Annotated in this window: 15 protein-coding genes; 11 read left to right on the top strand and 4 right to left on the bottom strand. The window is 54.0% G+C overall.

The window, feature by feature from the left end; all coding sequences use genetic code 11:
• Positions 1-813 (bottom strand): phospholipid ABC transporter ATP-binding protein MlaF, encoded by an 813-nt coding sequence (gene mlaF / locus PUP35_RS19425; protein ID WP_274240985.1) that lies wholly within the window; start codon positions 811-813, stop codon positions 1-3.
• A gap of 227 nt (positions 814-1,040) precedes the next feature.
• On the opposite strand from mlaF, the gene PUP35_RS19430 reads away from it, so the two are divergent.
• From PUP35_RS19430 to npr, 11 genes are all read left to right on the top strand, one after another.
• The gene (locus PUP35_RS19430; protein ID WP_039260412.1) at positions 1,041-2,018 is read left to right on the top strand and encodes a calcium/sodium antiporter; all 978 of its coding nucleotides are present in this window, start codon (positions 1,041-1,043) and stop codon (positions 2,016-2,018) included.
• A gap of 13 nt (positions 2,019-2,031) precedes the next feature.
• Positions 2,032-3,018 (top strand): arabinose-5-phosphate isomerase KdsD, encoded by a 987-nt coding sequence (kdsD, locus tag PUP35_RS19435; protein ID WP_032659705.1) that lies wholly within the window; start codon positions 2,032-2,034, stop codon positions 3,016-3,018.
• 14 nt (positions 3,019-3,032) lie between these two features.
• Positions 3,033-3,599: a 3-deoxy-manno-octulosonate-8-phosphatase KdsC gene (gene kdsC / locus PUP35_RS19440; RefSeq protein WP_274243315.1), complete on the top strand. Its 567-nt coding sequence runs from the start codon at positions 3,033-3,035 to the stop codon at positions 3,597-3,599.
• Positions 3,596-4,171: an LPS export ABC transporter periplasmic protein LptC gene (gene lptC / locus PUP35_RS19445; RefSeq protein WP_115876356.1), complete on the top strand. Its 576-nt coding sequence runs from the start codon at positions 3,596-3,598 to the stop codon at positions 4,169-4,171. Before kdsC ends, lptC begins: the two co-directional genes overlap by 4 nt.
• Positions 4,140-4,694 carry a lipopolysaccharide ABC transporter substrate-binding protein LptA gene (gene lptA, locus PUP35_RS19450; protein WP_033146750.1) on the top strand — a complete coding sequence of 185 codons (555 nt, stop codon included), beginning with the start codon at positions 4,140-4,142 and terminating at the stop codon, positions 4,692-4,694. The genes lptC and lptA overlap by 32 nt, the downstream gene beginning before the upstream one ends.
• A 6-nt stretch (positions 4,695-4,700) precedes the next feature.
• Positions 4,701-5,426 carry an LPS export ABC transporter ATP-binding protein gene (gene lptB / locus PUP35_RS19455; protein ID WP_023309359.1) on the top strand — a complete coding sequence of 242 codons (726 nt, stop codon included), beginning with the start codon at positions 4,701-4,703 and terminating at the stop codon, positions 5,424-5,426.
• Positions 5,427-5,473: 47 nt separating this feature from the next.
• Positions 5,474-6,907, top strand: a complete 1,434-nt coding sequence (gene rpoN / locus PUP35_RS19460; protein WP_111964974.1) for an RNA polymerase factor sigma-54 — start codon at positions 5,474-5,476, stop codon at positions 6,905-6,907.
• 22 nt (positions 6,908-6,929) lie between these two features.
• On the top strand, positions 6,930-7,217 hold the full coding sequence (gene hpf / locus PUP35_RS19465; RefSeq protein WP_111964975.1) for a ribosome hibernation promoting factor: 288 nt from the start codon (positions 6,930-6,932) through the stop codon (positions 7,215-7,217).
• 82 nt (positions 7,218-7,299) lie between these two features.
• On the top strand, positions 7,300-7,791 hold the full coding sequence (gene ptsN / locus PUP35_RS19470; protein ID WP_008501443.1) for a PTS IIA-like nitrogen regulatory protein PtsN: 492 nt from the start codon (positions 7,300-7,302) through the stop codon (positions 7,789-7,791).
• A gap of 45 nt (positions 7,792-7,836) precedes the next feature.
• On the top strand, positions 7,837-8,691 hold the full coding sequence (gene rapZ, locus PUP35_RS19475; protein WP_008501442.1) for an RNase adapter RapZ: 855 nt from the start codon (positions 7,837-7,839) through the stop codon (positions 8,689-8,691).
• Entirely contained in the window at positions 8,688-8,960 is a 273-nt protein-coding gene (npr, locus tag PUP35_RS19480) for a PTS phosphocarrier protein NPr (protein WP_003861872.1), read from the top strand. The genes rapZ and npr overlap by 4 nt, the downstream gene beginning before the upstream one ends.
• A 39-nt stretch (positions 8,961-8,999) precedes the next feature.
• Here npr and mtgA read toward each other — a convergent pair whose 3' ends face one another.
• The 3 genes from mtgA to arcB form a co-directional block, all read right to left on the bottom strand.
• Positions 9,000-9,725: a monofunctional biosynthetic peptidoglycan transglycosylase gene (mtgA, locus tag PUP35_RS19485; protein WP_127732416.1), complete on the bottom strand. Its 726-nt coding sequence runs from the start codon at positions 9,723-9,725 to the stop codon at positions 9,000-9,002.
• A complete protein-coding gene (elbB, locus tag PUP35_RS19490) occupies positions 9,722-10,375 on the bottom strand; it encodes an isoprenoid biosynthesis glyoxalase ElbB (RefSeq protein WP_274243317.1) in 654 nt (217 codons plus the stop codon). Before elbB ends, mtgA begins: the two co-directional genes overlap by 4 nt.
• Positions 10,376-10,608: 233 nt before the next feature.
• Positions 10,609-12,942: an aerobic respiration two-component sensor histidine kinase ArcB gene (gene arcB / locus PUP35_RS19495; protein ID WP_252093502.1), complete on the bottom strand. Its 2,334-nt coding sequence runs from the start codon at positions 12,940-12,942 to the stop codon at positions 10,609-10,611.
• Positions 12,943-12,982 lie beyond the last annotated feature (40 nt).

The following is a 12,982-nucleotide window of genomic DNA, read 5'->3' on the forward strand; positions in this document are numbered from 1 at the left end:
TTAACTCCCTATTCCCAGTAAATCGTCACGATAGTCGCCTGCCGGGTAGCGGAACGGCACAGGGCCATCGGCAATACCGTCGAGGAACTGTCTAACACGCGGATCGCAATTTTCCTGCAGCGCCTGAGCGCTACCGTGTGCGACGATCTTTTTGTCCGCCACGATATAGGCGTAATCGGCAATGCTCAATACTTCCGGTACATCGTGAGACACCACAATGCAGGTGACGCCAAGCGCGCTGTTCAGCTCAGAGATGAGCTTCACCAGCACGCCCATCGTAATGGGATCCTGTCCAACAAACGGTTCGTCGAACATGATTAAATCAGGTTCTAATGCAATGGCTCTCGCCAGCGCGGCGCGGCGCGCCATGCCGCCGGACAGCTCCGAAGGCATCAGCTTCGCGGCTCCCCGCAAGCCAACGGCTTCGAGCTTCATCATCACCGTGCTTTTCAGCAGTTCAGGTGGCAGACTGGTATGCTCGCGCAGCGGATAAGCCACGTTATCAAAGACGTTCATGTCGGTGAACAAGGCGCCCGACTGAAAGAGCATGCTCATGCGTTTGCGGACAGTATACAGGCGCGAGCGCGAAATCTCCGGGATGTTTTCGCCATCAAAGAGGATTTCACCGCTATCCGGTGGGATCTGCCCACCAATAAGGCGAAGCAGGGTCGTTTTACCGATCCCGGACGGCCCCATAATGGCAGTGATCTTGCCACGCGGAACGGTCAACGAAATATCATCAAATATCAATCTGTTGGCGCGAGAAAAACTCACCCCGCGGACATCGACTAAATTCGCCATGGTTTGGCTCATTTATAGTTCCTTTCTTATCCTGCTCACGTTAAGGCATGTAGCCTGAATCAGCCCTAAACTCAGCATTTTTACAGAATAATAACCGTAGAGGTTAGCGAAAGCTGGCATTTGTTTTACTTTTCCGGCGCATAAAGTCAAAATTAGGAATTCGTTACGCCTCAGACTGTATGCAGTCCAGCCGTTCACGCGCGATGGACCGACGAGTATACCTGAAGAAAGGACTTTTGATGCTTTTAGCAACAGCACTGTTAATAATTGGTTTACTTTTGGTCGTCTACAGTGCTGACCGTTTAGTATTTGCTGCATCTATCCTGTGTCGCCTGACGGGCGTACCGCCTGTCGTCATCGGGATGACCGTGGTCAGTGTCGGAACGTCACTTCCTGAAATCATCGTCTCTGTCTCGGCATCGCTGCATGGTCAGTTAGACCTTGCAGTAGGCACCGCGATTGGCTCTAACATCGTCAATATACTCTTGATTTTAGGCCTGGCCGCACTGCTCCATCCATTTCGCGTGCATTCTGATGTTCTGCGCCGTGAATTGCCGCTAATGTTAATCGTAAGCCTGTTGGCAGGCTGCGTATTTTACGATGGCGTACTGAGCTACAGCGACGGTATTTTCCTGCTGGCGCTGGCCGTCATTTGGTTGCTGTATAGTGTTAAAATCGCCCGTCAGGCGGAAAAACAGGGTCAGGATAGCCTCACGCGTGAGCAGGTCGCCGAACTTCCGCGAGAAGGCACGCTGCCTGTTGCCCTGCTCTGGCTTGGTGTTGCGCTGATCATCATGCCGATGGCAACGCGTATGGTCGTGGATAACGCGACGGTGCTGGCGAACTATTTCGCCATCAGTGAACTTACCATTGGTCTGACGGTGATTGCCATCGGTACCAGCCTGCCGGAGCTGGCCACGGCCATTGCGGGGGCACGTAAAGGTGAAGATGACATTGCCATTGGTAATATCATCGGTTCCAACATATTTAATATCGCCATTGTGATGGGCCTTCCGGCCCTCATTACGCCAGGGCCCTTTAATCCCCTGGCGTTCTCGCGTGACTACGGCGTGATGTTATTGGTCAGCGTGATATTTGCCCTGCTCTGCTGGCGGCGGCAACGACAGATCGGCAAAGGCGCAGGCGCGCTGCTGACGGGTGGATTTATCGTATGGATGGCGATGCTGTACTGGCTCTCGCCTCTTCTCTCTGGGTAAACGGAAACGCATTATGTCGCAAATAGAATTGCAGCCGGGTTTTGACTTTCAGAAAGCAGGCAAAGAGGTTCTGGAGATTGAACGTGAAGGTCTGGCGCAGTTAGATCGGTACATTAATCAGGATTTTAGTCTGGCATGTGAGAAGATGTTCTACTGTGCCGGCAAAGTCGTGGTGATGGGGATGGGTAAGTCCGGCCACATTGGACGTAAAATGGCGGCAACATTTGCCAGCACCGGAACCTCTTCCTTCTTTGTACACCCGGGGGAAGCCGCGCACGGCGACCTGGGTATGGTCACGCCGCAGGATATCGTCATCGCACTGTCTAACTCCGGCGAGTCCAATGAAATTCTGGCGCTGATCCCGGTACTGAAACGATTGCAGGTTCCGCTTATTTGCATGACCAGCCGTCCGGAAAGTAGCATGGCGCGTGCGGCCGATATTCACCTGTGCGTGAAGGTTCCCAAGGAGGCCTGTCCGCTCGGCCTGGCGCCAACGTCCAGCACCACCGCAGCGCTGGTCATGGGTGATGCGCTTGCCGTCGCACTGCTTGAAGCCCGCGGTTTTACGCCGGAAGATTTCGCGCTTTCCCATCCGGGCGGCGCGCTGGGGCGCAAGCTGCTGCTTCGGGTAAACGATATTATGCACACCGGGGATGAGATCCCTCACGTCAGCAAAGAGGCCTCCCTACGTGATGCGCTGCTGGAAATCACCCGTAAGAATCTGGGTATGACGGTCGTATGCGACGATCTGATGAAAATTCAGGGGATCTTCACCGATGGCGACCTGCGCCGCGTGTTCGACATGGGTGTTGATGTCCGTACCCTGGGCATTGCCGACGTGATGACGCCGGGCGGTATCCGCGTGCGTCCGGGTACGCTGGCCGTGGATGTGCTGAACCTGATGCAGTCCCGCCATATCACCTCCGTTATGGTTGCCGATGGCGACCAGTTGCTGGGTGTGGTACATATGCATGATCTGCTGCGCGCAGGCGTAGTGTAATGAAGGATAAGACAATGAGTAATGCGGGTGCATCCCTTGCAACCTGTTATGGCCCGGTCAGTACCCAGATGATGGCAAAGGCGAAAAACATTCGTCTGCTTATCCTGGATGTGGATGGCGTACTCTCCGATGGCCTGATTTACATGGGCAATAATGGTGAAGAGCTGAAAGCATTTAACGTCCGCGACGGCTATGGTATCCGCTGTGCGCTCACCTCGGGTATGGAGGTGGCTATCATCACCGGGCGAAAAGCTAAACTGGTAGAAGACCGCTGTGAAACCTTAGGAATTACTCATCTGTATCAGGGGCAGTCCGATAAGATGGCGGCGTTTAAGGATTTACTGGGTAAACTGGCTATCGCACCGGAAAACGTGGCCTACGTTGGGGACGATCTGATTGACTGGCCCGTGATGGCTGAGGTCGGGCTGAGCATCGCTGTTGCCGATGCGCATCCGCTGCTGATCCCGCGCGCTGACTACGTTACCCACATCAACGGGGGCCGTGGTGCCGTCCGTGAAGTCTGCGATCTGCTCCTGCTGGCGCAGGGCAAGCTTGATGAAGCCAAAGGGCAATCGATATGAGTAAAACCAGACGCTGGATTATCATTTTGCTTTCGCTAGTCGCACTGGTATTGATTGGCGTGAACCTTGCCGATCGCGACGATACGCAAACGGAAGTGGTTAACAATAGCGATCCAACCTATAAAAGCGATCACAGCGAAACCGTGGTCTACAGCCCGGAAGGCGCGCTGAACTATCGCCTGATTGCCCAGCATGTTGAATATTTTTCAGATGACGGTATTTCGTGGTTTACCCAACCGGTGATGACCACATTCGATAAAGACAAAGTGCCGACGTGGTCAATTAAGTCAGATCGGGCCAAACTGACAAATGACCGTATGCTTTATCTGTACGGCCACGTTGAAGTCAACGCCCTGACCGCTGACTCGCAACTGCGAAAAATTACGACGGATAATGCCCAGATCAACCTGGTAACCCAGGACGTGACGTCGCAGGATCTGGTCACACTGTATGGCACAACATTTAATTCCAGCGGTTTGAGAATGCGCGGGAACTTACGCAGCAAGAACGCCGAGCTGATTGAAAAGGTTAGAACCTCCTATGAAATTCAAAACAAACAAACTCAGCCTTAAAGTAATTATCGCCAGCGCGATGCTGGCGACCAGTCTCCCCGCGCTTGCTGTAACGGGCGATACCGACCAGCCGATTCATATCGAGTCCGACACCCAGTCTCTCGATATGCAGGGTAACGTCGTCACCTTCACGGGTAACGTCGTCATGACCCAGGGCACCATCAAAATTAACGCTGACAAAGTGGTCGTTACCCGTCCGGGTGGCGAGCAGGGCAAAGAGATCATTGATGGTTATGGCAACCCGGCAACCTTTTACCAGATGCAGGACAATGGCAAGCCGGTAAAAGGCCGCGCCTCGCATATGCACTACGAGCTGGCGAAGGACCTGGTAATCCTGACCGGAAACGCGTATCTGGAACAGCTGGACAGCAACATTACCGGCGACCAAATCACCTATCTGGTGAAAGAGCAAAAAATGCAGGCCTCCAGCGAGAAAGGTAAACGCGTCACGACCGTACTGGTTCCGTCGCAGCTGCAGGACAAAGGCAAGGGCCAAGCCCCGGCACAGAAGAAGAGTAACTAATCCGTTATGGCAACATTAACTGCAAAAAACCTCGCGAAGGCCTATAAGGGCCGCCGTGTCGTAGAAGATGTCAGTTTGACCGTCAACTCCGGCGAAATCGTGGGGCTGCTTGGCCCTAACGGTGCGGGTAAAACGACAACCTTCTACATGGTCGTTGGCATTGTGCCGCGCGATGCCGGCAACATAATCATTGACGATGAAGACATCAGTCTTCTGCCGCTTCACGCGCGCGCGCGTCGCGGGATCGGCTATCTGCCGCAGGAAGCCTCCATTTTCCGTCGTCTTAGCGTTTACGACAACCTGATGGCGGTCCTGCAAATTCGTAACGATCTGACCAGCGAACAGCGTCAGGATCGTGCCAACGAGCTGATGGAAGAGTTCCACATTGAGCATCTGCGCGACAGCCTCGGTCAGGCACTCTCCGGGGGCGAACGCCGTCGCGTTGAGATTGCGCGTGCGCTGGCCGCAAACCCTAAGTTTATCCTTCTGGATGAACCGTTTGCGGGTGTTGACCCGATCTCGGTTATCGACATTAAACGTATCATTGAACACCTGCGCGACAGCGGGCTTGGCGTACTGATCACCGACCACAACGTCCGTGAAACGCTGGCCGTATGTGAACGCGCGTATATTGTGAGCCAGGGCAATCTGATCGCCCACGGTACGCCACAGCAGATCCTCGAAGACGATCATGTTAAGCGCGTCTATCTTGGGGAAGACTTCAGACTCTGATAGGGTAGAGGTAACGTAACGCCGAACCGGAGAAAAATGCTCTGAACATGAAGCAAGGTTTGCAATTAAGGCTCAGCCAACAACTGGCGATGACGCCGCAGCTACAGCAGGCAATTCGCCTGTTGCAACTGTCCACGTTAGAACTTCAGCAGGAGCTCCAGCAGGCGCTGGACAGCAACCCCCTGCTGGAACAAACCGATCTTCATGACGAGGTAGATACTCAGCAGTCACAGGACACTGAAGCGCTTGATACCGCCGACGCACTCGAACAAAAAGAGATGCCCGACGAGCTTCCGCTGGATGCCAGCTGGGATGAAATCTACACCGCCGGAACGCCTTCCGGTACGCGTGCGGACTACCAGGATGATGAGCTACCGGTCTATCAGGGAGAAACCACCCAGTCGCTGCAGGATTACCTGATGTGGCAGGTGGAACTCACTCCCTTCTCCGATACCGACCGCGCGATTGCCACCTCAATTGTCGATGCCGTTGACGACACCGGCTATTTGACCGTCACGCTTGACGATATTCTGGAAAGCATGGGCGACGAAGAGATAGAGCTTGAGGAAGTTGAAGCCGTTCTGAAGCGCATCCAGCGTTTCGATCCGGTAGGCGTAGCCGCAAAAGATCTGCGCGACTGCCTGCTAATCCAGCTTTCTCAGTTCAGCAAAGAGACGCCATGGCTCGACGAGGCGCGCGTGATTATCAGCGATCACCTGGATCTGCTGGCGAACCACGATTTCCGCACCCTGATGCGCGTCACGCGCCTGAAAGAAGATGTGCTGAAAGAAGCGGTGAATCTGATCCAGTCACTCGATCCACGCCCGGGACAGTCAATCCAGACCAGCGAGCCTGAGTACGTTATTCCGGACGTGCTGGTCAGAAAACACAATGGCCGCTGGGTCGTTGAACTGAATTCAGACAGCATCCCTCGCCTGCAAATCAACCAGCAGTATGCCTCCATGTGCACCAGCGTGCGTAACGACTCCGACAATCAATATATTCGTAGCAATCTTCAGGAAGCGCGATGGCTGATCAAAAGTCTTGAGAGCCGAAATGATACGCTGCTACGCGTCAGCCGCTGTATTGTCGAACAGCAGCAGGCTTTCTTTGAGCAGGGCGAAGAGTATATGAAACCGATGGTGCTGGCGGATATCGCCCAGGCCGTCGAGATGCATGAATCAACCATTTCCCGTGTCACCACGCAGAAGTATCTGCATAGTCCACGCGGTATTTTTGAGCTTAAGTATTTCTTCTCCAGCCATGTGAATACCGAGGGCGGCGGCGAAGCGTCGTCAACGGCCATTCGTGCCCTGGTGAAGAAGTTGATCGCCGCGGAGAACCCCGCGAAGCCGCTAAGCGACAGTAAGTTAACCACCATGCTGTCCGATCAGGGTATTATGGTGGCACGTCGTACTGTTGCGAAGTATCGAGAGTCTTTATCCATTCCGCCGTCCAACCAGCGTAAACAGCTGGTCTGACACAACCGATAAGGAAGACACTATGCAGCTCAACATCACTGGACAAAACGTCGAAATTACTGAGGCTTTACGCGAATTCGTGAACGCGAAGTTTGCAAAACTCGAGCAGTATTTCGAAAGGATCAATCAGGTCTATATTGTGTTGAAAGTGGAGAAAGTGACTCATATCTCGGATGCCACCCTGCATGTTAACGGGGGTGAACTGCATGCCAGTGCGGAAGGGCAAGACATGTACGCTGCTATCGACGGCTTGATTGATAAGCTTGCGCGACAGCTCAATAAACATAAAGATAAACTGAAACAACACTAATTGTCCGGGCAGTTAACGGGTGCAGGACGGCCTGTTGTGAAACACAACAGGCCATTTGTACAGTTAGCGCTTAGGTGAAATTATGATGAACAACGATTCCGCTCTTCAACTGAGCAATGTCCTTAACCAGGAATGTACCCGCAGTGCGGTTCACTGCCAGAGCAAAAAACGTGCGCTGGAGATCATCAGTGAACTGGCTGCTAAACAGCTGGGCCTGCCGCCGCAGGTGGTGTTCGAAGCGATTCTGACCCGTGAAAAAATGGGCAGTACCGGTATCGGCAACGGCATCGCGATCCCACACGGCAAACTGGAAGAGGATACCCTGCGTGCCGTTGGTGTGTTTGTGCAGCTTGAAACACCCATCGCCTTCGATGCCATTGATAACCAGCCCGTCGATCTCCTTTTCGCGCTGCTGGTGCCTGCCGATCAGACGAAAACCCACCTGCATACGCTGTCGCTGGTCGCAAAACGTCTGGCCGATAAAACCATTTGCCGTCGACTGCGCTCGGCCCAAAGTGATGAAGAGCTCTACCAAATTATCACTGAAGCAGAAGGCAATCAGGATGATGCATAACCAGGAGATGGCCTTCACATCTGTTGTCCTGAGGAGAAACGGAACATGGTGCTGATGATTGTCAGTGGCCGTTCAGGGTCGGGGAAATCCGTTGCTCTGCGCGCGCTGGAAGACATGGGTTTTTACTGCGTTGATAACCTGCCGGTCGTGTTGTTGCCCGATCTGGCGCGCACGCTTGCGGAGAGACAAACCTCTGCAGCCGTCAGTATCGACGTCCGTAACATGCCTGAATCGCCAGAGATCTTCGAACAGGCAATGAGCAACCTGCCTGACACGTTCTCGCCTCAGCTGCTGTTCCTTGATGCAGACCGCAATACGCTAATCCGTCGCTACAGCGATACCCGTCGCTTGCACCCGCTTTCCAGTAAGAACCTCTCTCTGGAGAGTGCTATCGATGAAGAGAGCGACCTGCTGGAGCCGCTGCGTTCTCGTGCCGACCTGATTGTCGACACCTCTGAGATGTCCGTTCACGAGCTGGCAGAAATGCTGCGCACCCGGTTATTGGGTAAACGCGAGCGTGAACTGACGATGGTGTTCGAATCCTTTGGCTTCAAGCACGGTATCCCGATTGATGCGGATTATGTTTTCGACGTGCGCTTCCTGCCGAACCCGCACTGGGATCCGAAGCTGCGTCCCATGACCGGCCTGGACAAACCCGTCGCGGCCTTCCTCGACCGGCACACAGAAGTACACAATTTTATCTACCAGACGCGAAGCTACCTTGAGCTATGGTTACCTATGCTGGAGACAAACAATCGTAGCTACCTGACGGTAGCGATTGGCTGTACCGGTGGTAAACATCGTTCGGTTTATATCGCCGAACAGCTGGCCGACTATTTCCGCTCGCGCGGTAAGAACGTTCAGTCCCGTCATCGCACGCTGGAAAAACGTAAAACATGACCGTAAAACAGACCGTTGAGATCACCAATAAGCTGGGCATGCATGCACGCCCGGCGATGAAGCTGTTTGAGCTGATGCAGGGTTTCGATGCAGAGGTTCTGCTGCGAAATGACGAAGGCACCGAAGCGGAAGCGAACAGCGTGATCGCGCTGCTGATGCTGGATTCCGCCAAAGGGCGCCAGATTGAAGTCGAAGCCACCGGACCTCAGGAAGAGGAAGCGTTGGCAGCTGTGATTGCGCTGTTTAATGCAGGGTTTGACGAAGATTAAGGTCAGCTATTAAGGCGGGTAGCGCTGCGCTTACCCGCCCTACATTAATTTATTGCTCTCCATAAACCCTTCCCCTCCCAACTGACGCATCTGGCGCATGATCCACGCCTGACGGCTACGCACGTACCCTGACGGGGCACTGGCTTTAAAACGGATGGGATTAGGCAGAACAGCCGCGAGCAGCGCCGCCTCCGACATGCTCAGCTTGCTGGCGGGTTTATTAAAATAGCGTTGAGATGCAGCTTCGACACCAAATACCCCGTCACCAAACTCGGCAACGTTGAGATACACGGTCAGAATGCGTTTTTTGCTCCAGACCGTTTCCATCCCCAGGGTCAACCCCGCTTCCAGCCCCTTTCGCACCCAGCTGCGGCCGTCCCACAGAAACAGATTTTTGGCCGTCTGCTGCGACAAGGTTGACGCACCGCGCACGCGGTTTTCATGGCGTTCATTATGGGCTAGCGCCTTCTCAATGGCCGCAACGTCGAATCCCCAGTGCTCCGGGAATTTCTGATCCTCCGCTGCGATGACCGCCAGCCCCATGAACGGCGAGATCTCGTCCATGCTCACCCAGTCAGAATGGGCAACATAGCCGAAATCACCGCTGAGCCACGCGCCGAGCTGACGCTCAACCATCACAGCGGAGAACGGGACCGGCATAATGCTGAACAGGGCGAGTCCACCGCCCCAAAACACCGCCAGCACCAGAACGATGCGCAACAGGATACGTTTTACCCACGCGCCAGCACCGGATTGACGACTCATTCAGCCAGCACCAGCACTCGGGCGACCAGCTTTTCGATCCCCATAGCCGCTTCTGCAATATTCTGCGCCAGCATATACGCAGGCGTGGTGACTATTTTGTTATCTTCATCAACCACAATGTCATCCACCGGGCACGGAACGTGTTCGCCCCCCATTTCCTCTACGATTTCCGCGGTATCAATATCCGTCCCGATGGTCAGGCGCAGCGGGAAATCAAAAATCCTGGGCAACATCGCCGGTGCGATACAGATAAAGCCCAGCGGTTTCCCTGCCGCATGCATGGCCTGCGACAGCGCTTTGAGATGAGGATCGATCTGACACTCCGCGCCCTGCTCGGCAAAGGTACTGAGATTTTTGGCCGCGCCAAACCCACCCGGCACAATGAGCGCATCAAGCTCTGCAGGGTCTGCCTGAATAAGAGGATGGATATCACCTCGCGCAATACGCGCGGCTTCAACCAGCACATTACGGGTTTCCGCCATTGGTTCACCGGTCAGATGGTTAATCACATCCGACTGATTTTTGTCTGGCGCAAAACAAATAACCTCCGCTCCCTGCTTAGCCAAGGCCAGCAGCGTGATTACGGCTTCATGTATCTCAGAACCATCGTAAACACCGCATCCGCTCAGCACGACACCAATCTTTTTCATCATGACAATCCTTTTCTGCAACTTGCTGAAGCACATTAATAATTTTGATTAAAACGCTATGCTTCACACATTTCACTGATTCATGTAACAAATCATTTAAGATTTGCTATCTTATCTGCGTGCGGCCTAAATTTTTCAGGCAGCGCCCTTTCGAAAATAACTTTAAAAAAACAGGCGCAGCCACGATTTCCCTGGTGTTGGCGCAGTATTCGCGCACCCCGGTTAAGCCGGGGTCATTTTTTTCTGGCGTCGACCCAGGCTTTAAGCACCGCAACATCGTTTTGCCACTCTTGTTTCATCTCTTCAACCCAATCACCCACGTTATCTTCCCATGCAGGTAAATCAGGCGACTGAATCTGTTGACCCAGCTGCTGAAGATGGCGCAAACCGACCGAGCCGGCGGCACCTTTGATTTTATGTCCTTCTTCGACGATGCCTTTCTGGTCCCGGGCCGTCAGGTTTGATTCCAGAACGCTCAGATAGCCCGGCATCATTTTTTCGAAGACCGCCAGACCATCGGTAATAAGTTTCGGGCCTACCAGATCGATATACTGCTCCAGCATCGCGGTATCGAGTATCGTTTGGGCTTTTGCACTATCAACAGACGTCATGGTGCTCTCCTCTTCATCACGGGTATCCCAGAACTTCTTAATCATGGCGGTCAGAGCAGGCACCGCCAGCGGCTTGCTGAGTACATCGTCCATACCGGCATCGAGATACTCTTTTTTATCTTTTAGCACGTTCGCCGTCAGCGCCACCAGCGGCGGCAGTTCGTCGGCCGCGTACTGACGCGTCAGCTCACGCGAGATATCCAGCCCGGTCATATCCGGCAGCTGGATATCAAGCAGCACAAGGTCGTATTCGCCCGGTTCAAACATCTCCAGTGCGGCCTTACCGGTCATCGCGACATCCACGCTGTTGCCCAGTTTTTCCAGCACCGAGCGAGCCACAATCACGTTCAGCTCAATATCCTCCACCAGCAGAACGTGCAGGGCAGGCAGCGGCATATCGTCATTTTCGAAGGTATCTTCTACCTCTTCCGCCACCGCCGGCGCATGGACCGTCAGCGTGAAGGTTGACCCTTTGCCCGGCTGGCTGGCAACGGTGATATCGCCGCCCATGCTCTTCGCCAGACGTTTAGAGACCGCCAGGCCAATGCCTGTTCCGGTCGCCGGTTTTCCGCCGTTGCTGTCCTTCACCTGGTAGTACATGGCAAAGATTTTGTCCTGCTCCTCCTGCGGAATACCAATCCCGGAATCCTCCACCTCGAAGTGCAGCATATCTCCTTCGTCATAGCGTATGCGCACCGCCACCTGCCCCTTCTGGGTAAATTTCACCGCGTTGCTGATAAGGTTCCACAGGATCTGGCGCAGACGCGTGCCGTCAGTCACCACTTTATGCGGCAGCGGCAGGGTTGGCTCCATGACAAAACTCAGTCCCTTCTGCTGCGCCTGCAGGCCAGACAGGTTTTCGAGATCGGCAAGGAAGCTGGTGAAATCAACAGGCTGATTATCAAGCTGAACTTTACGGCGCTCCATCTTATCCATATCAATAATATCGTTGAAGATATTACCCAGCGTGACCGCTGAGACATGAATAGTCTTGAGGTATTTTTCCTGCTCTGCGGTCAGGTCGGTATCCAGCAGAATACGGCTCAGCCCGACAATGCCGTTAAGCGGCGTGCGCAGCTCGTGGCTGATGGTGGAGATAAAGGTGGTCTTGTCGCGACTGGCGCGCTCCAGGGCATCCTGATAGCGCTTACGCTCGGTGATATCGCGGCCAAAGCCCATCAGGCCGTGGCGTTTCCCCACGCGGTCATAGTAGGGCACCTTACGGATCTCAAAACAGGCTTTGCGTCCGTCCGGGTAATCCAGCCACTGTTCATAGGTTAGCGAGACGTTATGACGGAAGACTTTTTCGTCGGTCTCCATGACCTTGGCCGCCGCCTCTTCAGAGTAAACGTCCTGCGGCTTCAGGTGAATCAGTTGCTTCTCGCTTTTCCCGGTGAGCAACTCCATCGCCCGGTTACAGCCGGAAAACTCTTTATCTTCATTGCGGTAAAACACCAGGTCCGGCGACGCATCGAGGAACGACCGCAGGAAAGAGGATTGCTGCTCAAGCTGGATCTGCGTGACCTCGCGCTCTTTCATTTCGATTTTCAGCTGCTCCAGCGTGGCCTGACGTTCGGCTTCCGCCTTCTCACGATCGGAGATCTCCTGATTCAGCTGCGCAATGTTGTCTTTGAGCTGGACGTTGAGCTTCAGGTCGCGCTCACGCATCTCTTCCAGTTTATCGACCAGCTTAGACAAACGCTGACGGGACTCTTCCAGCTGTTCAACCACTACGGAAAGGAAATAGACCGCCCAGGGGGTAATGAGCAAGCCAAAGAAGATGGAGCGGATGACGTCGATACTCTCGACCTGACCATGCAGAACCATAGTAACGGCCATTTGCACGACAATGGCCAGAACGACCAGCGCCAGCGCAAGCAGCATGGAGAAACGCACCAGCCCAAGCTTCATCATCAGGTCGACGTAATACTGGGCGAGCATTCGAATTTGCTTCATAGAGGATCCCTTCACGACGTTATCGCTCAATAATACTCAA

The sequence above is a fragment of the Enterobacter sp. S-33 genome (assembly GCF_028735835.1).
Lineage (GTDB): Bacteria > Pseudomonadota > Gammaproteobacteria > Enterobacterales > Enterobacteriaceae > Enterobacter > Enterobacter vonholyi.